Origin of the sequence: Thalassospira sp., assembly GCF_030690045.1 — a bacterium.
In the GTDB taxonomy this organism is placed as follows: Bacteria; Pseudomonadota; Alphaproteobacteria; order Rhodospirillales; family Thalassospiraceae; genus Thalassospira.
In genome coordinates this window covers 1-25,742 of sequence record NZ_JAUYHK010000014.1, presented here as the reverse complement: position 1 = coordinate 25,742, position 25,742 = coordinate 1, and the positions used below count along the sequence as shown (strand labels likewise).

The following is a 25,742-nucleotide window of genomic DNA, read 5'->3' as shown; positions in this document are numbered from 1 at the left end:
ACTCCAGATGAACGCCCGAGGGTTTGTCACGGCTCTTCATCACTTCTTGAGAGTCAGACCAGAAACGGCACCTTGCTTTGTAAAAAGGCAGGGAAACTATTGGGCTACTTTAACCCTTTCTGTTTCGTTGAACAAATTATTGCCTTGGGTGCGCGATGGAATTATCATCCTATCTTGCTTTTATCCTGATCAGCGCAGCTCAAAGCGCGACGCCTGGTCCATCGACATTGTTTCTCGTAAACAATGCTCTTGCCTTTGGGTGGCGTCGCGCATTGGGTGTGCTGAGCGGTGACCTTGTCGCAATTGCACTGCTGGCGACACTTTCGGTGGTGGGCCTGGGTGCTTTGCTCGAAGCGTATCCGCTGATTTTTCTCAGCCTGCGCTTGCTCGGTGCGCTCTATGTCTTGTGGCTGGGATGGACCTATCTCAGACCCACCGACCAACCGCAAGAGGCCAAGGGAACTGCTGAGATAGCACGTGGACGCGCCGGATTGGCTCTCTGGTTTCACTCATTTGGTGTCGGGATCAGCAATCCAAAGGCCGTTCTGTTTTTTGCGGCACTGTTCCCGCAGTTTATTCCCGCTGAGAGCGGCCCACCTGTTCTGGCACTTCTGGTTTTAACGTTCGTCGTTGCAAAGCTTGTTGTTCTGGGTGGTTACGCGATCGGAGCGCGGCACGTCGTAAGGCTATTTCACAAGCCGGAACATGCAAGGCGTGGTCGTGCGTTAACCGGCATCATATTTGTCGTTTTTGGTGTGCTTATGATCGTGTCTGCGATCCCGACTTCCTAGGCCTAGGCCATTCCCCGGCGTTTATTGCATTCAGGCAATGACGTTCTCTCAAACAGGAGACCTAAAATGGAAAAGCTTGAACTTCTTACCCCGAAAAACTCGCAGCTCATCTTCATTGATCACCAGCCGCAGATGGCCTTCGGCGTTCAGTCGATTGACCGTCAGGTTCTTAAAAACAATACCGTTGGCCTTGCAAAGGCCGCCAGGATTTTCAACATTCCGACGACAATCACGACGGTCGAAACCGAAAGCTTCTCTGGCCATACCTATCCTGAACTTCTGGCAGTCTTCCCCGAAGCCCCGCTTCTGGAACGCACCTCGATGAATTCCTGGGATGATCAGAAAGTCCGAGATGCCCTGGCTGCCAATGGCCGCAAGAAAGTGATCGTTTCCGGTTTATGGACTGAAGTCTGCAACAACTCGTTCGCGTTCTGTGCAATGCTTGAAGGCGGATATGAAATCTACATGGTCGCAGATGCATCAGGCGGCACATCCGTTGATGCCCACAAATACGCCATGGATCGCATGGTTCAGGCCGGTGTCGTGCCGGTCACCTGGCAGCAGGTTCTTCTTGAGTGGCAGCGCGACTGGGCACATCGCGAAACCTACAACGATGTCATGGCACTCGTGAAAGAACATTCCGGCGCCTACGGCATGGGTGTCGATTACGCCTACACCATGGTTCATAAGGCGCCGGAACGGGTTGAACACGGCCAGCGTCTTGCGCCGAAGGCAGCATCCTAAAACAACAAAGGAAGCACGGCAGAGAGAACACTCTGTCGTGCCTTTCTTTTTTGATACCGACCGCAGCGCAATCATTCCAAGGCATTGCAGATAAACACGCTGTTGGTTTGATGCCGATGAAAAGCTTCAATTCGAAGGTGGTTAAAGATGAAACGGCGCGCATTTGTTCAGGGTCTCGCAGCCAGCACCACGCTTGGTGCAATTCCATTCAAACTGGCAAGGAGCAACGAAATGAACCAGACGGCACAAACCATTATCTATAACGCCAGAGTCACAACGCTTGATCCAAAGAAGCCAGAAGTGGACGCCATTGCGATTACCGATGGCAAGGTTCTTGCGATCGGGGACGAGGCCAGCATGCGCCGACTGGCCGACAGCAAGACCAAAATGATCAATGCTGGTGGACGTCGGGTCATTCCGGGTCTGAATGACAGTCACACCCACCTTATTCGTGGCGGTCTTAACTTCAATATGGAATTGCGTTGGGAAAATGTGCCGTCAATTGCCGATGCCCTGCGCATGCTTAAGGCGCAGGCTGCCGTTACACCGGCCCCGCAGTGGGTACGTGTTGTCGGTGGCTGGTCGGAATTCCAGTTTGCCGAACGCCGGATGCCAACCCTTGATGAAATCAATGCGGCGGCACCCGATACGCCGGTTTTTATTCTGCACCTTTATGGACGCGCCCTTTTGAACCGTGCAGCAATCAAGGTTCTTGGTTTTGATAAAAACACCCCAAACCCACCGGGCGGTGTCATTGAAAAGGATGCCAAGGGCAACCCGACCGGTCTTTTATTGGCAAAACCGTCTGCTTTGATCCTGTATTCGACGCTGGCCAAGGGGCCGAAGCTTCCGATTGAGGATCAGATCAATTCCACCCGTCACTATATGCGCGAAATGAACCGTCTGGGCATCACCAGCGTGATTGATGCTGGCGGCGGGGGCCAAAATTATCCCGAAGATTATGATGTCATTCAGCGTCTGCATGATGACGGGCAGATGACGGTTCGCATCGCCTATAACCTGTTTGCGCAAAATGCCGGGAACGAGCTGAGCGATTATGAACGCTGGGTCGGGATGACCGAACCGGGGGCTGGCGACGATATGCTGCGGATGAATGGGGCTGGTGAAAACCTTGCCTGGTCTGCCGCGGATTTTGAGAACTTCCTTGAACCGCGCCCCGATCCGGCACCGGTTATGGAAAGCGAACTGGAACCCATCGTCGAATTGCTGGCCGAACGGGAATGGCCGTTCCGCATTCATGCGACTTATGATGAAACCATCGACCGTTTCCTTGGTGTATTCGAACGGGTGAATGGCAAACAGCCGTTCAAGACACGGTTCATCATTGATCATGCCGAAACCGTTTCCGAACGCAATATCGAACGGATCAAGGCACTGGGCGGTGGTATTGCGATTCAGCATCGGATGGCATTCCAGGGTGAATATTTCGTCGATCGTTACGGCAAGGATGCGGCCATGGCGACCCCGCCGGTCAGCAAAATGTTGGAATATGGTCTTCCTGTTGGTGCAGGAACGGATGCAACCCGCGTTGCATCCTATGATCCCTGGGTCGGCCTGTACTGGCTTACCACCGGTAAAACAGTTGGCGGCATGCCGCTTTACGACAATGACAATGTCCTTGATCGTGAAACCGCACTTATGCTGTGGACAAAGGGTTCCGCATGGTTCTCGGGCGAGGCGGATGTCAAAGGTACGCTGGCACCCGGACAATATGCCGATCTGGCAATCCTTTCCGCTGACTATCTGAGCGTTCCACCCGAAGAAATTCGCCGGATCAATTCGGTCCTGACCATGGTTGGCGGTGAAGTGGTCTATGGCGAAGATGGTTATCAGTCCCTGTCGCCGGACATCCCGCCGGCATCTCCCTCCTGGAGCCCGGTTTTGCATCACGAAAGCCCCGGTCAGCGCCCGGAATCCGGCGCGCGTCATACGGAGCGCTCATGCCATGACGCTTGCAATCATGGCTGTGGTGTCCACGGACATGATCACGGGATCGCCTGGAATAACCCTGTGCCGGTTGCCGATGCGAAATCGTTCTGGGGCGCGCTTGGCTGTTCTTGTTTTGCAGTCTAACCAGGGAGGAGAGAATGAACCTGTCCCCTTACATCGTTTCTCTTGGCATCGGACTTGGCGTTGGCGTTGTCTATGCCTTGCTGGGAACCCGATCACCAGCCCCTCCTGTGATTGCCCTGCTGGGACTGCTCGGCATGCTCGCCGGTGAAACCGCTGTCACTTGGGTCAAAGACAGAATGTCACTTGAGGAAGCGGCGGCACATTGCCTGCATGGCAAATCCTTTCACATGGCAAGTGATGACAATCGCACTCAAACCGGGTGTGACTCAGCATCGCCTGAGAAAAAATCATAACCCCCTGGTGCGCCGGTCAATTCCAATCGGAAACCGGCGCACCGAACCAGATCTGTTACGGCGCAACTGCCAAATTCCGTTTCCTTTACCATGAGAACAAAGTCATGACGCCAACCCCCATTTCGAAATTGTTAAACAGCTTCGCACTGGAACTTATTGTCCGGGTTGCTCTGACCTGTCCGTTCTGGCTGTCTGGTTTGGCAAAACTGTTCAACTGGTCGGCGGCGATAGGTGAGATGAACCATTTTGGACTTTCACCCGCAGCACCGCTGGCAGCAGGCATTATTCTTCTGCAACTGAGTGGTTCTATTGCAATCATTCTGGGGCGCCAGGTGTGGCTGGCTGCCGGCGCATTGGGAATATTTACCGCGGTGGCGACCTTCACTGCACATGCGTATTGGACGTTCCCGGAGGCGGAACGCGCCGCACAAAGCAACATATTCTTTGAGCATGTTGCGATCATTGCCGGGCTCGCACTTGCAGCAATTCTGTCCGAAAAAACATCCCGACGCGTTTAAAGCGTTTCGCGGTCTTGGTTGCTGACAGCGCGGTGCCATCTTCAGATCAGGAAACAGGAAAAATGAACGAGACCAAACCAGTTGATACAGGTCCATGGGCACCGTTCCGGCATCGGGCATTTGCTTTTTTGTGGGTGGCAACCGTCATATCAAATGTCGGCACCTGGATGCACGATGTCGGCGCAGGCTGGCTCATGACAGAGCTGTCCCCCTCTCCGTTGGTTGTCTCGCTGGTTCAGGCTGCGACCACATTACCCGTATTCCTGTTTGCAATCTTTGCCGGGGCGCTTGCGGATTTGCTGGATCGCAGAAAATTACTGATTGCCGTCAATTTTGTCATGGCCGGGTTGGCAGCAGGCCTGTCGGCGATGGTTTATCTGCAATTGGTTACGCCTTCGATCCTGATCCTGTTTACATTTTTGATGGGAAGCTGTGCCGCATTGATGGCACCGGCATGGCAGGCGATTGTTCCGGGGCTGGTTGACAAACCACGTCTGGGAGCTGCGATTGCCCTGAATTCCATGGGCATTAATGTCAGTCGCGCAATCGGCCCGGCATTGGCCGGGTTTCTGATTGTCAGCGTTGGTCTGGTGTCTCCCTTTGCGCTCAATGCACTCAGTTTTCTTGGGATTCTTGTCGTTCTTGTCTTCTGGAAACCTCAGGAGAATTTACAGACCATGCCGCGAGAGCGCATGATTGGTGCCATGCGCGCCGGCCTTCGTTATGTGTTTAACAGCCCGCCGGTGATTGCCACCCTGATCCGGGCTGTTGCCTTCTTTCTGTTTGCCAGCGCCTATTGGGCGATGCTGCCGCTGATTGCACGCAATATGCTTGACGGGGGGGCTCAGCTTTATGGAATTTTGCTGGCCAGTGTCGGCACAGGCGCCGTAACCGGCGCGTTTGTTCTACCAAAAATCAAGGCACGGCTTGGTGCTGACAAAACCGTTATGGCCGGTACGATCGGGACGGCTCTTGTGATGGTCAGTTTCGCTTTGGTACAGCACCCCGTCGTGGCCGTCGCGGCCTCCTTCATTGCCGGGGCGTCATGGATTGCGGTTTTATCTTCGTTGAATGTGTCTGTCCAAACGGCTTTGCCTGACTGGGTGCGTGCACGGGGGTTGTCGGTATTTCTGACGCTCTTCTTCGGGTCGATGTCAGGCGGCAGCGTGGTTTGGGGCTGGTTTGCCGAAAAGTTCTCGATTGAGACGGCTTTGCTGGCTGCCGGGACAGGCGCAATCATTCTGATGCTGGCAACAATGCGTATCCGGCTCAATCAGGGGGCGGATCTCGATCTCAGCCCATCGATGCACTGGCCTGAACCGATCCTGTCTGAAACCATTGAACAGGACCGCGGCCCGGTCATGATCAGGATTTCATACCGGATCAATCCAGAAAATCAGGAAACTTTCCATAACCTCATGAATGAAATGCGCAAGGCACGTCAGCGGCATGGTGCCTACCATTGGGGGCTTTATCAGGACAGCATTGAGCACGACCTGTTTGTCGAAACATGGTCAGAAGGGTCATGGATCGAACATTTACGTCATCACAAACGGGTATCTGGCGCGGATCGCGATATTCAGGAAAAGGTCAACCGGTTGCATCAGGGCAGTACAAAGCCGAAGGTCGATCATTTTATCATGACATCGTGAAAAGATAAATTTCGTCAGTCAGATCACAGGCCCAACAAGTGCTTCTGGTCACTTCTTGGGCCCCGTCCCTTACGAAAGAAAGTCCGTACATCAGGTTACGGCAACAGAAAGGAAAGTTGATGGCTGATGCAAGCCTGGGGCAAACGATTGGACCCGCGATCCTGTTGATGGGGGCCGCGGTTGTTGCCGTGCCATTATTCCGGCGCCTCAATCTTGGATCGGTTCTGGGCTATTTTGCTGCCGGTGTCCTTGTGGGCCCATCGGTATTCGGGTTTATCACCGATGCCGCGTCCATCCTGCATTTTTCCGAACTCGGGGTGGTCATGTTCCTGTTCGTGATCGGACTGGAATTGCGCCCGCCCAAGCTCTGGGCGATGCGGGGGCATATTTTTGGTCTGGGCCTTGTGCAGGTCGCAACCGCGATCACCATCCTTACGTTGACAGGATCGGTGGTTTTCGATCTTTCCACGTCGGTCGCCTTCGTTGCCGGGGCGGGCTTCGTCCTGTCCTCGACGGCTGTCATCATGTCGTTGCTTCAGGACAGGGGCGAGATTGCCAGCAGTGAGGGCCAGAAATCAGTTGCGATCCTCCTGTTCGAGGATTTGATGATCGTTCCTCTTCTGGCGTTGGTCGCTTTCCTGTCGCCTCTGGCAGACGGGCAGTTGGGCTGGACAAACATTCTGGTGGCGGCCGCCGCGCTGCTGGCGCTCCTGGCGGTATCGCGTTTTGGCCTAAACCCCTTCTTCGCGCTGCTGGCGCAGACACGGGCGCGAGAAGTTCTGACGGCGGGTGCGCTACTGGTCGTTCTGGGTGCTGCCCTGCTGATGGAGGTCGCTGGCCTGTCAATGGCGCTGGGCGCCTTTCTTGCTGGTGTAATGCTGTCAAGTTCAAGCTACCGGCACCAGATCGAGAACGACATTGAACCCTTTCGTGGCCTGCTGATGGGACTGTTCTTTCTGGCCGTCGGCATGTCGCTCGACCTTTCTATCGTAACCGCCGAATGGCAGCTTCTGCTGTCCATGCTGATCGCGTTGATGACTGTCAAAGGTGTCGTTGTCTACGCGGTTGCACGCCTGCTCGGCAGTTCCAATCATCGTGCTCTGCAGCGAACCTCCATGTTCCTGCAAGGCGGGGAGTTTGCCTTTGTGCTCTATGCGGCGGCGGCCTCGGGCGGCGTCATTGATGCGCGGGAAAATGTGCTGTTTTCTACGGTTGTGATCCTGTCGATGGCCCTGACACCCTTGCTCATGATCGCAACTGATCGCCTGTTTCGGGCCAAAGTTTCGATGGACGGGATTGACGTTGCCCGCGACCTTAAGGGGCGTATCCTTGTTATCGGTTTCGGCCGCTTTGGTCAGATCGCCGCCCAACTCCTGTTGTTCAAGGGGGTTGATCTTTCCGTTATTGACCGCGATCCCCAACGCATCCGCGACGCAGGCCGGTATGGCTTCAAGGTCTTTTTTGGCGATGGCGTCCGGCTTGATGTCCTGCGCAGTTCGGGGGCGGGAAACGCCGATGCCCTCATGATTTGTATCGACGATCCAAAGGCCGCAATGCAAATCGTCAAACTGGCGCAGCATGAGTTTCCTCAGGCCAAACTTCTGGTGCGCAGCTATGATCGCGGACACGCGATAGAACTGATACGTGCAGGGGTGGACTATCAGGTTCGCGAAACGGTCGAATCTGCCTATCTGATGGGAACGGCGGGCCTTCGGGCCCTGGGTTTCGCCGAGATCGATATCGAAGAAGCCACCGATGACATCCGACAGCGAGATACAGACCGCCTTTCCGAACAGGTGCAGGGAAATATCATGTCGGGCCGCGACCGGCTGCTCACCCAGCCCATCCCGGAACCGCTCAGCGGAAGATCGGCATCAAACCAGGTACCATCGCCAAAAAATCCTGAAGCAGACAGGAGAAACGCGTGAAAGCAGAAGTCTATGACAAATGCGAACGACCAGAAGCTCTGATCTCGGCCACTGCCTTCGCCGCAAGCTTAAAGCTTAGCCTTTCCCTTGGGCACCACGCATGCTGCGGTGCCTGCCAGCCACGACGTTCCAGAAGGAGAAAACACCATGGGCTATATCACGACTGACGACGGCGTACAGATTTTCTACAAGGACTGGGGACCAAAGGACGCACAGCCCATTGTGTTTCATCATGGCTGGCCGCTCAGTGCGGATGACTGGGACGCTCAAATGCTTTTCTTCCTGTCGAAGGGCTATCGCGTTATTGCGCACGACCGCCGTGGACACGGTCGATCCGAACAGGTTTCCGAAGGCCACGACATTGACCATTACGCAGCAGATGCATTCGCTGTCGCCAAGGCACTTGATTTGCGGAACGCGGTTCACATCGGCCACTCCACTGGTGGCGGCGAAGTTGCACGGTATGTAGCACGACACGGACAACCGGCAGGTCGGGTGGCCAAGGCTGTTCTTGTTGCTGCCATCACACCACTGATGTTGAAGACCGGGGACAATCCCGAAGGCACGCCAATGGAAGTTTTCGACGGTTTTCGGGCTGCTTTGGCCAGCAATCGCGCACAGTTCTTCCGCGATGTTCCGTCCGGTCCGTTCTTTGGATTCAATCGCGAAGGTATGGCTGCGAGCGAAGGCGTGATCCAGAACTGGTGGCGTCAAGGCATGATGGGCAGTGCCAAAGCACATTATGATGGTATCAAGGCGTTTTCGGAAACAGACCTGACCGACGACCTCAAAGCGATTAACGTGCCAACTTTGGTGCTACATGGAGAGGACGATCAGGTCGTTCCGATCGCCGCCTCAGCTTTGAAAGCCGTTGAACTGCTGCCAAATGGTTCCTTGAAAACTTATCCTGGGTTTTCTCATGGCATGCTGACCGTAAATGCAGATGTACTTAACGCCGACCTCTTGAAGTTCGTTGCCGACTGATGTGCCTCGTTGTTTTTCAGACAAATACGTCATGTACTGTCGAGGCTGCCGCAACCAAATGGCTTCAGCTCAGCTTCTGGCGCTATGTAAACGTAGCAAGAATACTGCGAGAGCCTAAAGCATGCCCCCATATCATACATGACGCTCTGCCTGCAGTGACCTGACGCCGACTCAGGTGTATTTCGCCAATTACCAGAAGGGCGATGCACCGTTGGTGGCGGCCACCATAGTCTCGATATGACCATAACTTGAATAATTGAGAACGAGGATTTTGGTCATATCATTATCCGAATTCAGACGTAATCAGCCCTTATAAAGCCCGGGCTTCAAGGCGATATGCTTGTACTCGATAAAGTCCTCGAGGGCGGCGAGGCCGTTGAGCCGTCCGAGACCAGACTGCTTGAAGCCGCCTTCCTCCGTATTATCATAGACTTTGGCCCAGTCATTGACCCATACGGTCCCCACCTCAAGTGCCTGGGCCAACTTCAAGGATCGGTCGACGTCACGGGTCCAGATGCTGGCGGCAAGGCCAAATTCGCTATCATTCGCGAGCCGTATCGCCTCTGCCTCGTCGTGAAACCGCTGTATTGTCAATACAGGACCGAATGTCTCCTCCTGAAGGATCGACAGGCTGTTGTCGGTGACTTCCAGCAATGCGGGCCGGAAAAACGCACCTTTCGAAAGCGGCCCGGCGGAAACAGGACCGCCCCGCACAACAACATGCGCACCTTCAGCAATTGCATTTTTGATCACCTGATCTACCCGCAGCACATTTTCTCGATCAATCAGTGGCCCCATGTCGCTTGAGGGGTCACTTGCCGGGCCAACTTTCACATCGTTCAGTTGCTGGGCAAGAGCGTCGCGAACCCGCTCAAAGATGCCGTCCTGAACAAGCAGGCGTGATCCGGTCATACAGAATTGGCCGGAAAAGACGGTCAGTGCCTTCTCGATCACAGGTAAGGCGGCATCGATATCGGCATCGTCGAACAGGATCATCGGCGTCTTACCGCCAAGCTCCATACCGAAACGCTTCATTCGTTTGGCACCAACGGCGCCAATGGCGCGGCCTGTGCCGGTGCTGCCTGTGAAGCTAATCGCGGGAACATCCGGGCTTTCGACCAAATACGCAGATCCTTCCGGACCGCTTTCAAAAAAGAGGTTGATTACGCCATTCGGGAGATCCTCGGCCTCGGCCATGATTTCTGCCATGACACTTGCAGTCTGCGCGATTTGTGCCGGAAGCTTGATCACTGCGGTGCATCCGGCTGCGAGTGCTGGCGCCAGAGAGCGAATGGTCAGAACCGCAGGAGAGTTCCAGGGCGCAATAATGCCAGCGACACCCATAGGCTGTTTCAGAATCACAGACAGGCTTCCCGGTTTCGGTGTGACCGCACGGCCGCTTTCCATCAGAACCGTTGCCGCCGAATAACGCAGTTTGCTGGGGATCATATCAATTTCGAAGGCAGCTTCACCTTTCACCTTCCCGTTTTCAAGGGACAGGATTTCTATAAGGCGATCACGGTTACACTCGAATGCAGCGGCTAGCTGATTTAGAACGTGCGACCGCAATTCATGATCATACGCCCAAGTCGTTTCTTTAAAGGCCTTTGAGGCAGCCGCAACTGCAGATTTCACGGCCTCTATACCATTTTCAGGGTAATATCCGATGATATCGTAAGTGGCCGGATCGATGGACGGCTTCAATTTCCCGTCATTTGTCTGGACACCGTTGATCCAGTTGAATGCTGTTGCCTGAACTGCCATGCCAGATTTGCCCGGGGCATTGATGGCAACCTTGTTGTCGTTGTTCGTCATTGAAGTTATCCCTTTTAATTGTCTGATGGTGCAGAACGTTTAACTGGCGCGGTGTTGTTGACCAAAGGAGCAGCGTTGGAGCGAAGGCCGGGTTTGCGAAAAGTGCGCCTCAGATGGTAAAAGACCTTTCCGACAAGGGGGTCAGTGACATTCGATACAATGATGACGACGACAAGTGTCGAGACGAGAACTCCCAGAGGAAACGGAAATTCTTTAAGCGCATCACCAAATATCGTTAGAAAAACAAGCACTGTTGGATAGACGGCGAGCCATATCCGCGTGGTCTTTTTCAACCGCGACATGAGGGAATGTTTAAGCTGTCTATACATTGAAGAAGCTCCAATACGGATGGCTCTGATTGTGCAAATCTATTGATACTGGAGGTGACACTAATGAGGTTCTCATCAATTTCCTCCTTGGCGGCATAGATCGTGCGCCATCGACTATCTAAAAAGAACCACCTTGACGGAAGAGGGCTCCGTGTCTCATTATTCCGGACAATATGTCAGCAATAACTTCTTTGGAATCTTTGAGCGGCCTTGTGGCCTTTTCCGTCACGTTGGAGCTGGGAAGCTTTGCGGCGGCAGGGCGCAAGCTTGGTCTCTCCGCATCTGCGGTCGGTAAAGCGGTTGACCGGCTCGAGCAGCGGCTTGGCGTCAAATTGCTAACGCGAACGACGCGCTCGCTCACTCTCACGGGCGAAGGGGAAATCCTTTACCGATATGCTAGCCGTATTCTCAGCGACCTGCAGGAAGCAGAACTGGAGCTATTTCGCGCGCAAAATACGCCCCAGGGGCGGCTTAAGATCAGCGTGCCAACTGTCATGGGGCGAAGCATTGTCTTGCCCGCTCTTGGTACATTCTCAGCCGACTATCCGGATGTGACGCTTGAAATCTCTCTTGATGATCTGAAAGTCGACCTGATCGAAGGCGGATATGATCTGGTGGTTCGTCTGGGAGAGCTTGAAGATTCCAATCTTCATGCCCGTCGGATCGGGCCGCACGCCTTCACTACCTGCGCCTCACCCAGCTATTTTGCGAAACATGGGACGCCGCAAACGCCAACAGACCTTGATTGTCATTGCTGTGTTTTATACCGCTTCCCGACAACGGGCCTCCCCGAAAAATGGGCATTTAAAGGCGAATATCGCGGGATGATCATCAAGCCCGGGATTGTGCTTAATGATGGAGGAGCTCTCGCCTCGGCCGCGCTGGCCGGGCTTGGAATTGTACAGGCACCGCGTTACCTCGTTACCGAGGATATCAAAGCTGGACGATTGGTATCCATACTGGATGAATTTACAGACAATCGCGGCACTGTCTCTGTTGTGTGGCCATCATCGCGAACGAAGGTGGCACGTGTGCGCGCATTTGTTAATTTCATCTCTCAATGTTTGGTAGATAAGATTTAGATCATTTGCCAAGCCTTACCGTGACTGCATTTCTTTGATTATGCGCTACCCCGGTTGGGATGGGATGCGCATAATCAACAATGGTCGGTCAATACCATGGTGACCGCATCATGATCTCCATTAAGAATTGTTGTCCTGAGGGTTGAGTTCGGCAGTTCAAGACATTTTGTCTGGAATGAAGCGACAGACAGCCTTCTACAATACATGTGCCACTTATAATATTTCTAAGATGTCGGAAATTCATAAGAACCGTCATTCGATAGGGATATACCTTTGGTGATGTCCCGCGGGTTCCACATCAGGAAAGGCACGAGGACAAAATCATGAGCGACACTCAGAACAAAACAGGTATTAATCGACGGGATTTCATCATCGGTGCATCCGGCGCCGGACTGGCCGCTATTGCCTACAGCGGTGCTTTTGCAAAAACGAATGATGGGTCGTCTTCTTTTGATGTAATCATCGTCGGAGGAGGATCGGCTGGAGCCGTTTTGGCCAGTCGTTTGAGCGAAGATTCTTCCAGACGGGTACTGCTTCTCGAAGCTGGCAAGTCGTATGCGCCGGAAAGTTATCCGGACGCCGTTCGTCTGCAAAGCATCATTGGTGGCGATTCCGAGCATGATTGGGGCTTCACCTCTGAGCCGGGATGGGGTGATACGTCTTTCCCAGTGCCCCGCGGAAAGGTTCTCGGAGGATCATCCGCAGTGAATGCCGGTGTTGCAATGCGGGCGACAACCTCCGACTTCGAGCGCTGGGCAAAGGCCGGGCTGCCCAATTGGTCGGCTTCGGACGTCTTGCCATTCTATAAAAAGAGTGAACGCACGGTAAGTGGTGCCGATGAACTTCACGGTCGTTTTGGTCCGTGGCCGATCCATCAGCTGCAGGACGATGAAATTTCAGATATGCAGCGCGCTTTTATAAAATCCGCCCAGATGGCGGGTTTCCCCAAAGTCGATGATTTTAACGGGAATCAGCCTTTAGGTGTCGGCCCTTATCCGATGAATAATCGTATGGGAGAGCGGCTTAACACTGGCATGACATATTTGTCCAAAGCTGTCCGGGCACGCGCTAATTTGACCATCAGAAGCGAAGCGCTTGTTGACCGGGTAGACATTCGCCAAGGACGTGCCGAAGCCATCATTCTCGAAAATGGAGAACGCATTACCGGTGGTGAAATTGTGCTTTCGGCGGGAGCCTATGGAACTCCGGCCATTCTGCTGCGATCAGGCGTTGGCCCTGCCGACAACCTGCGTGCAATGGATATTCCTGTTATGGCCGATCTGTCGGTAGGCCAACGATTGCAGGAGCATCCGTTTTTCTACACAATCTGGGCGGCAAAACCGGAGCGTCTTGGGCTTCCGGTTCCGCCTGTTGGCGCCATTCTTTGGGCGCAATCTTCAAAGGCTGGCCCCGGAGAAGGTGATTTCCATGTAAGTGCTGTGCATTATGGCGACCCGGCCTCTTCACCAACCGGTGCCATTTTCATGCTTGCATTGGCATTAACACGCCCGAAATCCATCGGCACTGTGACCTTGCGAGATCGCAAGGCGACGACATCACCTCGTATCGCCCTCAACATTCTCGGTGAAGCCGAGGATCGGCAGAAAATGGTTGAAGGTATCGAGATGATCCGCCGGATCACAAGTCAAGGGCCGCTTTCCGATATCATTGTTCAGGAACTCGTTCCAGGAGCCTCGCTCACTAGCTCCGCTGATCTTATGGCCGCGTTGCCAAAGGCACTTGATATCTATCACCATCCGACTTCAACGGCACCTATGGGTGGTCACAACTCCCCCCATGCGGTAACAGACTATCAAGGACGCGTGAACGATATTGGAAATCTGAGGGTTGCGGACGCATCCAGCTTCCCCGATGTACCTTCGGTTGCCACAAATCCAACCGTTATCATGCTGGCAGAACGCATCAGTGACTGGATGCGCGCGTAAAACGATGCAGCCACCCCTGCGCTTCCGCCAATAGGCCATCTTAATTATCAAAAGTCGCCCGCGATTGCCTCGGATACGAAGCCCGAGCCCCCGGCTCGGGTTTCTCGTATATGCGGAAGTTTAACCCGGTACGGCAATCATCATCACTGCATTGCCATTTGCCAAACAGCAAAACAATCTCATTCCTGACAATTGAACCTATTCACACCGGTTAAGTTGCGAGACATGCTGTTGCGCTTTCTGCGACACAGCTTTCCATCATGCCCGACTATCGCCCCTTAAGATCAAGTAATATCCATATTTTCACAGAGCTTACGAAAAATAACGCATGACCACGTGCCTGCTTTTCGCACGTGAATCGAAACTTGATTTTGAACCATTGTGGTTCGCGTTCTCGACCTCTGAAGCAGTCATCACAAACGGTTTGAATAGCTTCTAGATTTGTAGACACCTTGCCCCCTAGAAATGAGGACAAGGAGAAGATTATGAGCAGCCCCCGATTTACCGAAGATTTCAAGATTGACGCGATCAAGCAGATTACCGAGCGGGGATATTCCGTTAGTGATGTTTCGCAACGATTGGGCGTCAGCACACATTCCCTTTATGCTTGGATGAAACGGTATTCAGCGTCTCCTGGTGGCGTGGCAAGGGACGATCAGTCGTCCGAGATCAGACGGTTGAAGCAGGAACTGGCGCGTGTCACCGAGGAGCGTGACATCCTAAAAAAAGCAACCGCGTACTTCGCCAAGGATGCAAAGTAAGTACGCGTTCATCAAGGCGCATCGCGTGCAGTTCAGCATTCGTGCCATATGCCGGATGCTTTGTGTTCATCCGAGCGGATTTTATGCCTGGCGCAAGAACCCATTCAGCAAAAGAGCCACTAAAGATCAGCGGCAGACTGAGTTGCTCAAGGAAGCGTGGCAGGACAGCGGCAAGGTCTACGGTTATCGCAAGCTGCACGATGACCTGCGTGATCAGGGTGAGACGTGCTGTCCGAACCGTGTAGCCCGACTGGCAAGGCTGGCAGGGATTAAAGCACAGATTGGCTATAAACGCCGCGCCGCCAAGTATGGTGGTCAGCCCTCATCGTGCTTTTATGCTTCTATGACTTTCTCTGCCTAAAGCGATCAAACGCTACGGCTATCACAATAAACAATCCAACAAACGTTCCCTGCCAAAATGTGCTTATACCAAGCAAAATAAGACTGTTGCGGATCACTTCAATCAACAACGCACCAACCACAGCACCGAAGGCAGTGCCTCCGCCGCCGGCAAGATTGGCTCCGCCAATTACAGCAGCCGCAATTACGGTCAATTCCATGGCCTGACCAAGATTGGTCGTCACTCCGCCAAGCCAGCCAACTTCCAGAACCCCAGTAATACCGGCCATCAGCGCGGAAAACATATACACGCTGACTTTTATACGTGCGACCGGAATGCCGGTCAGAACCGCCGCGTTTTCGTTACCACCAATCGCGAACAAGTGCTGCCCCCAGCGTAATTGCCTGAACGCGAACGCCGTCAGACAAGCCAGAATCACCATGATGATCAACGGATGTGGAAGACCGAGGGTAGAACCGCCACCAAGCCAAAGCAAAAATTCATGATCCGGACCGAACTCATAGATCATTTTGTTGTCAGAAAGCACCATCGCCAAACTGCGTGCGACCGACAGCATTCCGAGCGTCACGACGAATGGCGGCATTCTTGCGTAGGCAATCAGCACACCATTGACCGCACCCACAAGCAGTGAAACTGCAAGTGCTGCAATACAACCGACCCAAAACGGCATTCCAGCGGACATGATGACGCTGACCGTCATCGCGGAGATCACCAACGTAGAGCCAACAGAAAGATCAATCCCGCCTGATGCAATGACGGCAGTCATGCCAAGCGCGACGATCCCGACAAAAGCAAAATTTCGAGTAACATTAAAAAGGTTTCTCTCGGTCGCGAAGCTGTCCGTGAGCATGGACAATGCCAAACAGGCAAACACAGCCGCCAGAAATACCCAGAAAATCTGCTGACTGGTAATCCACGCGATCAATCCATGATGCTGAGAACGGTTGATAACTTCAGCAAGAGTTGGAGTTGCCATATTCATTGTTCCTTTTCAAGTCCACTCATGCGTGCTCAATCGCGCCGGTGATCAGCCCTGTAATTTCTTCTGGCGATGACTGGGATGCTTTCTTGTCAGCAACAAGCTCCCCTCGCCGCAATACAACAACCTTGTCTGCGACCTCAAAGACATCCGGCATTCGGTGGCTGATTAGAACGACCGCTATTCCGTGGTCACTAAGCTGCCGGATAAGGTTCAGGACCTCCGCCACCTGCCGAACGGAGATTGCAGCAGTTGGCTCGTCCATCAGGACGATCTTTGCATCACTCAAAAGGGTTCGTGCGATTGCAACTGCCTGACGCTGCCCGCCGGACATTTTGTGCACCAGATCACGTGGACGGGTTTCTGATTTCAACCGCGCAAACAGCTCAGCGGATTTGCTGCGCATGAAGGCATAATCAACAACCTTGATCGGCCCGATTTTGCGGGTCGGTTCACGCCCCAAAAACACGTTCGAAGCTGCACTCAAATTATTGCAAATCGCCAGATCCTGATAGACGACTTCGATGCCAGCTTTCTGCGCATCCAACGGCTTGTGAAACTCCACTTTCTGCTCAGAAATGAGGATATCACCCGATGTTGGGGCAAAGTTCCCAGCAATCACCTTGACCAAGGTGGATTTCCCGGCCCCGTTATCCCCCATAAGTCCGACAACTTCGCCCGGTGCAATGGCAAGGGACACATTATCGAGTGCCTGAATGGCGCCATAGCGTTTGGATATGTTTTTAAGTTCAAGCACATTCATGAAGCCCCTCCTCTGCTGGCACCTCAACGTGGCAATTAGCAGACGATTTTCTTTTGTGATTTATGGCTTTTGCAGCAAGCCCAGCGCTCTCTCGGTACTTTTTCTGGTGCGATAAGCCGCGAATTGTTGATCAGCCAACACACCAAGCAAGATCACAGCCCCCATTACCGCGAAATTTAGTGAAGATGGGATTCCCAACAAGTTCACCAGGTTTTGCAGTTCTTGCAGCAACACGGCACCAAGAACAATCCCGATGACCGAACCTTCGCCCCCACGCAAAGAACATCCGCCCAACACAGCAGCCGCAATAGCGTACAGTTCATAAAAGTTACCGTGCGAAGACGGCTGGACTGACTTGGTGAACATTGCGAAATATATGGCCGCTATGGATGCGAGCACGGCACAGATAACGTATGCCATAACCGTGACGAACCGTGTATTTATCCCCGAAAAGCGCGCGGCTTCCTCGTTCTTGCCGACCGCGCAGAGGTGACGGCCAAAAACAGTGTGATGCAAAACAACCCACATCACAGCCGCCACAATGAGCATCGCAAGGAACGAGTGCGGAACGCCGAAACTCCGCCCAATTGTAAGCCATTCGAGCTGCGGATAGCTGGAGCCAAAAGGAAATCCTGCGGTGGATTCCGCTGTGTATCCACGTGCGATGCCGCGATAAATCAAAAGCCCGCACAAGGTAACGACAAATGGCTGTAGCCTAAATCTTGTAATCAGGATCCCGTGTGCCAGCCCGATCAGAACGCCAAGGCCTATGATGATCGCCACGGCCAAAGGCCACGGAACGCCGAATTTACCGACCATGTCGACAAACAACACGCCAAGCAGCGCGATCACCGATCCGACGGAAAGATCAATACCGCCCGTCATGATGACAAACCCTTGTCCAATGGCAAACAGGCCAAACAGGCCAATCAGGTTTGCAGTATTGCCAAGGTTGATGGGCGATAGAAATAGCGGGTTGTGCATATATACAATTGCGCCGACCACGATAATCAGAATACCAAGACCAATATCTTTTTTTTGCATTTCTCAGGCCTCTTCCAACACTTTACCGACGGCAAGACTGAGTACATTGCTCTCGGAAAACCGAAAGCGCGGCAATTCCCCTGTAATCAACCCGTCTTTCATCACGACAATCCTGTCAGAGACCCCGATCACTTCTTCCATATCGCTCGATATCATCATCACCCCTACTCCACGATCGGCCAGTGATCGCATCAATCCATAAATCTCGGCTTTCGCACCGACATCGATCCCCCGGGTCGGCTCATCGAAAATGATGACTTTCGGATCCATGGACAGCCACTTTGCCAAAACGACTTTTTGCTGGTTCCCACCAGACATTTCATTGGCAGAACGGCGGACATCATGTGCTTTGATCGCCAATGCGCCGCATTGGGATTCGGCAACTGCGATCTGACGCTTTTGGGAAACAAGCCCATGCGATGCGTAAGCCGACAGGTTAGCCATTGTAATGTTTTCCAATATCGGAAATTCCAGGATCAATCCGGCCCGCTTGCGGTCTTCGGGCACAAGATAAAGCCCTGCCGCGATGGCACCGGCCGGGCTATTAATCTCCGTCTTTATGCCATTAATCAAAATTTCTCCGCCAAGCTTGTCGCCAACACCAAATATTGCCTCGGCCAAGTCTGTACGCCCTGCCCCGATCAATCCTGCGACGCCAAGGATTTCTCCGGCCATCAAGTCGAAGCTGGCAACACGGTCCGGCTTCCTTTTGATCGAAAAATTTTTGACAGAAAGGACGGGTTTGGTCGCATGCACTGAAGGCGGCGTGTAAAGTGCCTTGAGGTCTCGTCCGATCATCATGCGGATCATCGCATCATGCGTAACCGCTTCACGGTCGAGCACTCCGACATTTTGACCATCACGCAGCACAACAGCCCGGTCGACACATTCCTCTACCTCACTCAGGCGATGCGAAATATAGACAACCGCAATTCCTTGCGCCTTGAGGTCGGAAATAACCTTTAGCAACATGTTGGTTTCAGAAATCGTGAGGCTTGATGTCGGCTCATCCATAATGACCAACCGCGCATTCATCGACAAAGCCTTGGCGATTTCCAGCAATTGACGTTCTGCCAATGACAATGTGGAAACCGACGTTTCTGGCTTGAATGGTGCGCCAACACGTTCAATAAGCGGCTGCGCCATTTTATTCATAGCGTTGCGATCAATCAGTCTCAGCGGACCACGAACCATCTCACGGCCGAGAAAGATGTTTGCAGAAACATCCATGTTATCAAAAACATTCAGTTCCTGATGTACAAACGCGATACCCGCTTGCTGAGATTGCTTGACGTCAAACGCGTCATACTGCTGGCCATCGAGAATGATCTTCCCCGACGTCGGGGCAATCAGCCCCCCTAGAATCTTCATCAGGGTCGATTTTCCGGCCCCGTTTTCACCAAGCAGTCCAACAACTTCACCAGCCTTGATCTGCAACGAAACATCATTAAGGGCAACCACACCGGGATATACCTTGGTGACACCTTCAAGCCTCAGATCAATCCCATGCACTGCACTCATATACCCGACTCCCCAATGTCCATTCGACATCATCAGAAAAGTGCGAGCGGGCGCACTCGCAGATTTTGTGCGTCCGCTCGCTAGGCAGGGGGAAGAAAAATTACCCGCCTATTCTTTCCTTAACGACAGCCTCGAACTCATCAACATTGGATTTGTCGATTACCTGGGTCGGCACGATGATCAAACCATCTGCGGGCACCTTGGAAGTGTCACCCTCAAGGTAATCAGCCATCAGGTGCATGCCCTGATACCCCCACTGATACGGATCCTGCACGACCGTACCGGCAAAACTGCCCTCACGGACCGCGCCAAGAGTCACGGGATCTTCATCAAAGGCAATGACGGTCACCTGCCCCAACTTGCCAGCAGCCTGCAATGCTTCGTAAATTTTGGGCGGATTGTAGGAATAGAACCCGACCATGCAATCAATGTCGGGATTTGCCGCGAGTACGTCATCGACATTTGAGCGTGCGCGCGCAAAGTCGACATCATCGCCACGCACATCCACAAGCTCAATACCACTGCCCTCAACAGCCTGACGGAAGCCTGCGATGCGCTCAATTGCGTTGTCTGCACCAAGGAAACCGACAAAACCCATGCATTTTCCGCCATTTGGCAATGCTTTCATGGCAACTTCACCGGCTTGGACTCCTGCGGCAACGTTGGATGATCCAAGATAGGCGATGCGGTTGCTTTGCGGGGCATCACTGTCGGTGGTGAAGAGCGGCACCTGGGCTGTGATGCGATTGAACGCATCAATAGAGTTCTTTGGATCTGCCGAAGAAATCATGATCGCGTCAGTCCCCCCGGCGACCAAGTCATCCATCAGCGCATTCTGCAATGCTGCAGTCCCCTGTGCAGGATACCGGAATTGCAGCTCATATTTGGGTAGTTCTGCCTGTGCTGCCTCGACCCCTGCTTCTGCAAGTTTCCAAAAGTCCGAGGCTGCATTCACGACGAATGCAAGCTGTTGCTTTTCTTGTGCAAGCGCCCCGCCAGCCAGAACCATCGACAGACCAAGGGTTGCGAATGTTGTTGCAAGTTTCATGCGTTTAATCCTCCCGATTAACGATCCGCACAACTGTATTTATGAATTATCTGTGCGGCTCTTAATTAATAATATCATTAATAATTTTGGATCAAGCGTTTTTCACCCACGGTTGCGTAAGTCGATGGTTTTAATCACAGATTAATCCATGTTTTTTGCTCTTCACTCGCAAAAACCCCGTCAAGAACGCGCATGGAGGCAATCGAATCCTCAATGCCGTAGGGCAAAGTTGCTCCTGTTAAAATGGCCCGGGCGAACATTTCTGTCTGTTCGGTGTATTGATCACACGCAGGCAGGACCTCGCAGTCCGCCAAACTGCCATCCAGGCTCTCGCCCGTGTCAACAATCAGGGCAGTTTCTTCATCTGCAGGTGCGTTGTACGGGATCATAATTTCAACGCGCGCCTTCGTGCCAATCACGCTCAAGGTCTGATACGGGCACAACTGCGTGGAAACCATGAATGACAATTGCCGACCGCCCCCGAAATCCGCGACAACACTTGCCATGCGGTCAGTCTTGAACGTGGGATCACGATCAATCAGCGCCATTACACGCAAGGGCTCGTTCTCAAACAAAAAACGACCCGCTGTGATGGGGTAGCAACCGATATCCATGACTGCACCGCCGCCGGTCTCAGGCTTGTTGCGAATATCCTGCCCGTCATTGTTAAAGTAACTGAATGCCGCCTGGATCGCCCTCACTTCACCAAGTTCGCCGCTTCTGACCATCTCCCGGACGCGGATCCATTGCGGGTGGTAGCGCACCATAAAGGCCTCAGCGACCAATACATTTTTCGGACACCCGCGTAATCGCTCTGCATCGCGCGCACTTAACCCGACGGGCTTTTCGCACAGCACATGCTTGCCTGCCTGCGCCGCGGCAAGGGTCCAGTCGACATGCATGTTGTTTGGCAATGGGTTGTAAATCGCATCGATTTCCGGATCGGCAATCAACGCCTCGTAAGACGCGTAAGACTTTTGAATTCCAAGGTCATTGGCTACCTTCGCCGACCGCCCGGCATTGCGCGATGCAATTCCCAACACATTCGATGAGGGAGATTTCTTGATTGCTGGAATAACTTTTTCCACCCCGATTTTGGCCGTTGAAAGAATGCCCCAGTTGATTTTTGCACTTGTCACGTCGTCGTCCGCCCTGTGTGAGTCCGGTAAAAATCGAGCCGGATCTGCTCACCAGACCCGGCCCAGTCCATCACGGTTTAGTATTAGTTGTCCGCGCAGAAACCCGGATCCGATTGATTGCAAACATCAAGCCCCGTAAAGAGCGGATCATCCACTTTTTTGCCATTGATCAAGTCGATCATCACGTCAGGCGCGCGATACCCCATTTCAAACGGACGTTGACCGACCTGGGCATGACTGCGCCCGTCGCGGAATGCCTGCGTCTGCGGGGGCAGCGTGTCGCCCGCAATCAGGATCAGCTCTTTGGATTTCAACCGATCCATGACCTGATCGGTAACCTGCGCATAGGCTTGCGGTGCGAACTGCGCCCAACCGCCAATCAGAATAAAGGCATCAAGATCTGGATTTGCCGTAAAGGTATCGGCCATCTGCTGATTGGCTAGATCGACTTGGTCATTCGTAAACACCGGGCAGCCGTCGATTTCCGTCCATCCATCGGTGCTATCAAGGCGCTCAATGCCTTTTGCTCCGGCAATAGTGTCCCGGAAACCAGTAGCACGCGCATTAATGTTGTCTGCTGCCACATTTCCCAGCTGCAAGCATACAGTTCCGCCGTCCGGCTTTAGCGCCATGGCTTCTTCGGCCATCTTGACGCCCATGAGATAGTTGTCCGTCCCAAGATATGTCGTGCGCAAATCACGATCTTTTTCAAGGAAGTCAGCGTCAATCGTCATAACCGGCACGTCCGGACTGATCTGACGAATGCGATTTGCCATTGCCGGCGCATTTGATGGTGAGATTGCGATCGCCGCAACGCCACGTGTCAGCAGATCATCAACGATCTGAACTTCACCGGCCTCGTCAGTACTCGATGCGGGTCCTGTGTAAAGGCACTCGTACTCCGAATCTTGGTTCTCGGACATCCACTTCTGACACCCCATATTAATTTGCTCGAAGAATGGGTTGTCCAAGCCTTTTACCACAATGGCCAATGTCTTTTTCCCATCGGCATTTGCAGCGCCAACACCTGTCGCAAAAATCAGCGCAGATGTAAGGGTTAGTAACATTTTATGTTTCACGTTTCGCTCTCCCTAGTTGGTCTGGCCCGGAATTGATTACCCCGGATACCAGATTTTCCGAGGATCGCTCGGGCTTCTCTCATATGCCCAGGCCCGCTCGATCATCCCCTCGAAATCTACTTGCGGCCGCCAACCAAATGCGTGCCGCGCCTTGGTGTTGTCCAGCCAGTTACTGTGAAACGGTGTGGGTATTTCCACCGATTCCATGCCGCGCGTTCGCACCAGGTATTCTGCCACCTGCGCGTAATCGACCGGCTCGCCCATAGAGATATTGAAAAGCTCCTGCATCGCGGTAGGATGATCAAGTGCGGCCATCAATGCAGCGACAAGATCGTCGACATGAACAAAGTTGCGTTTAAGAGACGCACCTGTTCTGTCGCGCATTAACGGCACAAAATTGCCCTCTGCAAGGCGCAAAGACTTCTCTGCGCTCATCAAGTCGCTCCAGATCGGACCACCAAACTGGTCAACCCCAAACGAAAGGGCATATTTGAAATCATCTTTTTCCATGATCCAGGGTGCGCGCAAAACGGTGCCATTCAGGCCATACTGGATCTGATATTGCTCTATCATCACCTCTTCGAGCACCTTGGTCAGCGCATAGCAGCCGCTATAAGCCTGCCTTGGGGAGGTTTCTGTGATGGGCGCCGGGTATTCCTTGAAAATATGCCCAACAGAGCAATCGCCGCCAATCAGAATGAACTGCTTCAGGGTCGGCGACTGACGCGCCGCCTCAAGAAGCAAGAACATCCCCTTGATCGCAACATCAATGACCAGATCAGGGCTTTCTTTCACTGCCGCCATATGAAGGACGTGGGTGACGCCATCCATCGCATACGCGACTGCTTCCGGGTCAGACAGAGAACCAGTAATGATCTCCACCCTTTCGCCCACCTCAATCTTCCGGTTGTGGCACAGCGCCACGACCTTGGTCGATGCATATTGCTGGTTATCAAGAAATGCCGCCAAAAATGCCTTGCCGACCTTTCCGGTTGCACCCGTGATCAAAATTTTCATTAATTATCCTCCCTATTGAATTAATAATATTAATTAATATTATTGAGTCAAGTGACCTTGAGGAGGAATGTTGATATAAATTCAACCATAAGGGTGATTACTAATTATATGGCAGGCGCACCAGACGGGTTGTCTTGATCAAGTTGAAAAGGTATTACCAATGTCGGCTTGGTGGATTAAGCATTCGCCAAACCATTCAATTCTCAGGGCCAAAACGCCACCTACCAGTCGTTTTCGCACCATCTGACGCAATCACTGCAAGATATCGCTTGGCTAAAAGACCAGAGGCAAAACGAGTTCTATGTCGCAAAAGAAACATTACGGTGGCAAAAATCGCCCGACGATGATGGATGTCGCCTCAATGGCTGGCGTATCGCAAGCAACCGTGTCGCTGGTCCTGAACGGCAGCCCCGCCAAATTGACAGAATCCACACGACAGCGCGTGATCGATTCCGCCAACAAACTTGGCTACCAGCTTGTTCGGCGTGAAAACCAGGTGGCGCCAAGCAACAAATCACGATCAGTCATTATCTTCATTGCAGATGAAATCAGCACCGACCCCTGGATGGCTCTGGCCTTCGACGGGGCGCATAACAAGGCCTTGGAATACGGAATCAATGCTTGCATGGCTGTCAGCCATGGTAATGCGAACATCGAAGCAAACATCGTCAATCAACTGGCAGACTCGAACGTCATTGGCATTATCTACGGTACAATTCTTACACGACTGGTGGAATTGCCATCGGCCCTGTCAAAGAAACCAACAGTTCTTGTCAATTGTTACGATAGCACCCGCACCCTTCCGTCAGTTTTGCCTGGTGACCTTTTGGGAGGACGGGCAGCGACAGAACGCTTGATACAAGCCGGTCGCAAACGCATTGCCATTATTAATGGCCAAAAAGGCGTCGATGCGTCGCGTGACCGCCTCAAAGGATACCGTCAGGCGCTTTCCAGCAATGACATACCGTTTGATCCGACGCTCGTCTGTCCGGGCAACTGGGAACCGTCAACCGGTTATTCGATGACTCATGAACTCATGGCACTCGATAATCCACCTGATGCGATTTTCTGCGCCAATGACCTGATGGCACTGGGGTGTTATGACGCCTTGCGCGAACTTGGATTAAGCATTCCCGATGATGTGGCTGTGATCGGCTTTGACGACCGCGAAATTGCGCAGCACACCCACCCTGCTCTTACGACGCTTATTCTTCCGCACTACGAAATGGGAGAAATTGCTGCCGAACTGCTGATAGACAGCATTGGTGGTCTTTTGGCAACACCAAACCAGATCAAGGTCGAATGCCTGATGGTCGAACGCGATTCTGTGGAGAAATCCAAAGAGAACGCTTGATCGCAGCCGCCTTATTCGGACAATCATCCACAGGTTATTGGACAGTGACAACTGTCACGTGCCACAAAAGGCGGCATTCGGCTTTCTGCGAAATCAATTACTTAACATTTTCGATTGCCAGATAAGTTGTAAGCGTCGTGTCACGGCTACCTTGACAGGGCCTGCGATATCCTTTCGGAGAGTGGATCAGTCCTGGAGGTCTATAGTTCCAAGGAAGCAGGTCGTCGATCTTGTTGATCGGATGATCTGCAATGCGCTCAAGGACGGCGCTGAGGTATTTGCGCGGATCAAGGCCCTGCATCTTTGCTGTCTTGATGAGACTGTAAATGGCCGATGGCCAAAGGCCGGATGGCGCGTTCTGCGGCATTGTTGCTGATCTCGCATCTGCCGTCATAAGCATACGTCCCACCGGGTCAGGGCATAACGCAACGCCCCGGCCAGATCGCTTTTGCCCGGTATCTTGCGCAAGGAATGCTCGAAGCAGTTTTTTGTTTCGTCAA

General features: G+C 53.0%; 20 protein-coding genes and 2 pseudogenes. 12 read left to right on the top strand and 10 right to left on the bottom strand.

What is annotated here, in order from left to right; genetic code table 11:
• Window positions 1-155 precede the first annotated feature (155 nt).
• From Q8O73_RS10590 to Q8O73_RS10555, 8 genes are all read left to right on the top strand, one after another.
• On the top strand, window positions 156-791 hold the full coding sequence (locus Q8O73_RS10590) for a LysE family translocator (protein WP_305558125.1): 636 nt from the start codon (window positions 156-158) through the stop codon (window positions 789-791).
• A gap of 66 nt (window positions 792-857) precedes the next feature.
• Window positions 858-1,535 (top strand): hydrolase, encoded by a 678-nt coding sequence (locus tag Q8O73_RS10585; RefSeq protein WP_305558124.1) that lies wholly within the window; start codon window positions 858-860, stop codon window positions 1,533-1,535.
• Window positions 1,536-1,682: 147 nt separating this feature from the next.
• Window positions 1,683-3,629, top strand: coding sequence for an amidohydrolase (locus tag Q8O73_RS10580; RefSeq protein ID WP_305558123.1), 1,947 nt, complete (start codon window positions 1,683-1,685; stop codon window positions 3,627-3,629).
• A 14-nt stretch (window positions 3,630-3,643) separates the two neighbouring features.
• Entirely contained in the window at window positions 3,644-3,922 is a 279-nt protein-coding gene (locus Q8O73_RS10575) for a DUF1427 family protein (RefSeq protein WP_305558122.1), read from the top strand.
• Between the two features lie 104 nt (window positions 3,923-4,026).
• Window positions 4,027-4,440, top strand: a complete 414-nt coding sequence (locus Q8O73_RS10570) for a DoxX family protein (RefSeq protein WP_305558121.1) — start codon at window positions 4,027-4,029, stop codon at window positions 4,438-4,440.
• 62 nt (window positions 4,441-4,502) lie between these two features.
• Window positions 4,503-6,092 carry an MFS transporter gene (locus tag Q8O73_RS10565; RefSeq protein ID WP_305558120.1) on the top strand — a complete coding sequence of 530 codons (1,590 nt, stop codon included), beginning with the start codon at window positions 4,503-4,505 and terminating at the stop codon, window positions 6,090-6,092.
• Between the two features lie 119 nt (window positions 6,093-6,211).
• Window positions 6,212-8,020 (top strand): monovalent cation:proton antiporter-2 (CPA2) family protein, encoded by a 1,809-nt coding sequence (locus Q8O73_RS10560; protein ID WP_305558119.1) that lies wholly within the window; start codon window positions 6,212-6,214, stop codon window positions 8,018-8,020.
• Between the two features lie 147 nt (window positions 8,021-8,167).
• A complete protein-coding gene (locus Q8O73_RS10555) occupies window positions 8,168-9,004 on the top strand; it encodes an alpha/beta fold hydrolase (protein WP_305558118.1) in 837 nt (278 codons plus the stop codon).
• A 303-nt stretch (window positions 9,005-9,307) separates the two neighbouring features.
• Here the strand turns inward: Q8O73_RS10555 and Q8O73_RS10550 are convergent, their stop codons facing one another.
• Window positions 9,308-10,819 carry an aldehyde dehydrogenase family protein gene (locus Q8O73_RS10550; protein ID WP_305558117.1) on the bottom strand — a complete coding sequence of 504 codons (1,512 nt, stop codon included), beginning with the start codon at window positions 10,817-10,819 and terminating at the stop codon, window positions 9,308-9,310.
• A gap of 520 nt (window positions 10,820-11,339) precedes the next feature.
• Here Q8O73_RS10550 and Q8O73_RS10545 point away from each other — a divergent pair.
• From Q8O73_RS10545 to Q8O73_RS10535, 3 genes and pseudogenes are all read left to right on the top strand, one after another.
• The gene (locus Q8O73_RS10545) at window positions 11,340-12,230 is read left to right on the top strand and encodes a LysR family transcriptional regulator (RefSeq protein ID WP_305558116.1); all 891 of its coding nucleotides are present in this window, start codon (window positions 11,340-11,342) and stop codon (window positions 12,228-12,230) included.
• 323 nt (window positions 12,231-12,553) lie between these two features.
• A complete protein-coding gene (locus Q8O73_RS10540) occupies window positions 12,554-14,176 on the top strand; it encodes a GMC family oxidoreductase (RefSeq protein ID WP_305558115.1) in 1,623 nt (540 codons plus the stop codon).
• Between the two features lie 485 nt (window positions 14,177-14,661).
• Window positions 14,662-15,262, top strand: a pseudogene (locus tag Q8O73_RS10535) (transposase); the annotation flags it as partial.
• Window positions 15,263-15,278: 16 nt separating this feature from the next.
• Here Q8O73_RS10535 and Q8O73_RS10530 read toward each other — a convergent pair.
• The 8 genes from Q8O73_RS10530 to Q8O73_RS10495 all read right to left on the bottom strand — a co-directional run bounded on the left by Q8O73_RS10530 (window position 15,279) and on the right by Q8O73_RS10495 (window position 23,888).
• Window positions 15,279-16,274 (bottom strand): ABC transporter permease, encoded by a 996-nt coding sequence (locus tag Q8O73_RS10530; protein ID WP_305558114.1) that lies wholly within the window; start codon window positions 16,272-16,274, stop codon window positions 15,279-15,281.
• A gap of 25 nt (window positions 16,275-16,299) precedes the next feature.
• Window positions 16,300-17,040, bottom strand: coding sequence for an ATP-binding cassette domain-containing protein (locus Q8O73_RS10525; protein ID WP_305558113.1), 741 nt, complete (start codon window positions 17,038-17,040; stop codon window positions 16,300-16,302).
• Window positions 17,041-17,100: 60 nt separating this feature from the next.
• A complete protein-coding gene (locus tag Q8O73_RS10520) occupies window positions 17,101-18,084 on the bottom strand; it encodes an ABC transporter permease (protein WP_305558112.1) in 984 nt (327 codons plus the stop codon).
• Between the two features lie 3 nt (window positions 18,085-18,087).
• Window positions 18,088-19,605: a sugar ABC transporter ATP-binding protein gene (locus Q8O73_RS10515; RefSeq protein ID WP_305558111.1), complete on the bottom strand. Its 1,518-nt coding sequence runs from the start codon at window positions 19,603-19,605 to the stop codon at window positions 18,088-18,090.
• A gap of 100 nt (window positions 19,606-19,705) precedes the next feature.
• Window positions 19,706-20,653: a sugar-binding protein gene (locus Q8O73_RS10510; protein WP_305558110.1), complete on the bottom strand. Its 948-nt coding sequence runs from the start codon at window positions 20,651-20,653 to the stop codon at window positions 19,706-19,708.
• A gap of 134 nt (window positions 20,654-20,787) precedes the next feature.
• A complete protein-coding gene (locus tag Q8O73_RS10505; RefSeq protein WP_305558109.1) occupies window positions 20,788-21,792 on the bottom strand; it encodes a Gfo/Idh/MocA family protein in 1,005 nt (334 codons plus the stop codon).
• 83 nt (window positions 21,793-21,875) lie between these two features.
• Entirely contained in the window at window positions 21,876-22,871 is a 996-nt protein-coding gene (locus Q8O73_RS10500; RefSeq protein WP_305558108.1) for a substrate-binding domain-containing protein, read from the bottom strand.
• A 36-nt stretch (window positions 22,872-22,907) separates the two neighbouring features.
• Window positions 22,908-23,888 carry an NAD(P)-dependent oxidoreductase gene (locus tag Q8O73_RS10495; RefSeq protein WP_305558107.1) on the bottom strand — a complete coding sequence of 327 codons (981 nt, stop codon included), beginning with the start codon at window positions 23,886-23,888 and terminating at the stop codon, window positions 22,908-22,910.
• A gap of 301 nt (window positions 23,889-24,189) precedes the next feature.
• Here Q8O73_RS10495 and Q8O73_RS10490 point away from each other — a divergent pair, with 301 nt between their 5' ends.
• Complete coding sequence (locus Q8O73_RS10490; protein ID WP_305558106.1) at window positions 24,190-25,242, top strand: LacI family DNA-binding transcriptional regulator; 1,053 nt, start codon at window positions 24,190-24,192, stop codon at window positions 25,240-25,242.
• A gap of 193 nt (window positions 25,243-25,435) precedes the next feature.
• Here Q8O73_RS10490 and Q8O73_RS10485 read toward each other — a convergent pair.
• Window positions 25,436-25,742: pseudogene (locus tag Q8O73_RS10485) on the bottom strand (transposase domain-containing protein); the annotation flags it as partial.

Bases quoted from the DNA above. Each gene is read 5' to 3' on its own strand.
- Q8O73_RS10560 (WP_305558119.1), top strand. From the start codon at position 6,212: ATGGCTGATGCAAGCCTGGGGCAAACGATTGGACCCGCGATCCTGTTG.
- Q8O73_RS10515 (WP_305558111.1), bottom strand. From the start codon at position 19,605: ATGAGTGCAGTGCATGGGATTGATCTGAGGCTTGAAGGTGTCACCAAG.
- Q8O73_RS10550 (WP_305558117.1), bottom strand. From the start codon at position 10,819: ATGACGAACAACGACAACAAGGTTGCCATCAATGCCCCGGGCAAATCT.
- Q8O73_RS10555 (WP_305558118.1), top strand. From the start codon at position 8,168: ATGGGCTATATCACGACTGACGACGGCGTACAGATTTTCTACAAGGAC.
- Q8O73_RS10520 (WP_305558112.1), bottom strand. From the start codon at position 18,084: ATGCAAAAAAAAGATATTGGTCTTGGTATTCTGATTATCGTGGTCGGC.
- Q8O73_RS10540 (WP_305558115.1), top strand. From the start codon at position 12,554: ATGAGCGACACTCAGAACAAAACAGGTATTAATCGACGGGATTTCATC.
- Q8O73_RS10575 (WP_305558122.1), top strand. From the start codon at position 3,644: ATGAACCTGTCCCCTTACATCGTTTCTCTTGGCATCGGACTTGGCGTT.
- Q8O73_RS10525 (WP_305558113.1), bottom strand. From the start codon at position 17,040: ATGAATGTGCTTGAACTTAAAAACATATCCAAACGCTATGGCGCCATT.
- Q8O73_RS10565 (WP_305558120.1), top strand. From the start codon at position 4,503: ATGAACGAGACCAAACCAGTTGATACAGGTCCATGGGCACCGTTCCGG.
- Q8O73_RS10490 (WP_305558106.1), top strand. From the start codon at position 24,190: ATGTCGCAAAAGAAACATTACGGTGGCAAAAATCGCCCGACGATGATG.
- Q8O73_RS10530 (WP_305558114.1), bottom strand. From the start codon at position 16,274: ATGGCAACTCCAACTCTTGCTGAAGTTATCAACCGTTCTCAGCATCAT.
- Q8O73_RS10585 (WP_305558124.1), top strand. From the start codon at position 858: ATGGAAAAGCTTGAACTTCTTACCCCGAAAAACTCGCAGCTCATCTTC.
- Q8O73_RS10510 (WP_305558110.1), bottom strand. From the start codon at position 20,653: ATGAAACTTGCAACAACATTCGCAACCCTTGGTCTGTCGATGGTTCTG.
- Q8O73_RS10570 (WP_305558121.1), top strand. From the start codon at position 4,027: ATGACGCCAACCCCCATTTCGAAATTGTTAAACAGCTTCGCACTGGAA.
- Q8O73_RS10580 (WP_305558123.1), top strand. From the start codon at position 1,683: ATGAAACGGCGCGCATTTGTTCAGGGTCTCGCAGCCAGCACCACGCTT.
- Q8O73_RS10495 (WP_305558107.1), bottom strand. From the start codon at position 23,888: ATGAAAATTTTGATCACGGGTGCAACCGGAAAGGTCGGCAAGGCATTT.
- Q8O73_RS10590 (WP_305558125.1), top strand. From the start codon at position 156: ATGGAATTATCATCCTATCTTGCTTTTATCCTGATCAGCGCAGCTCAA.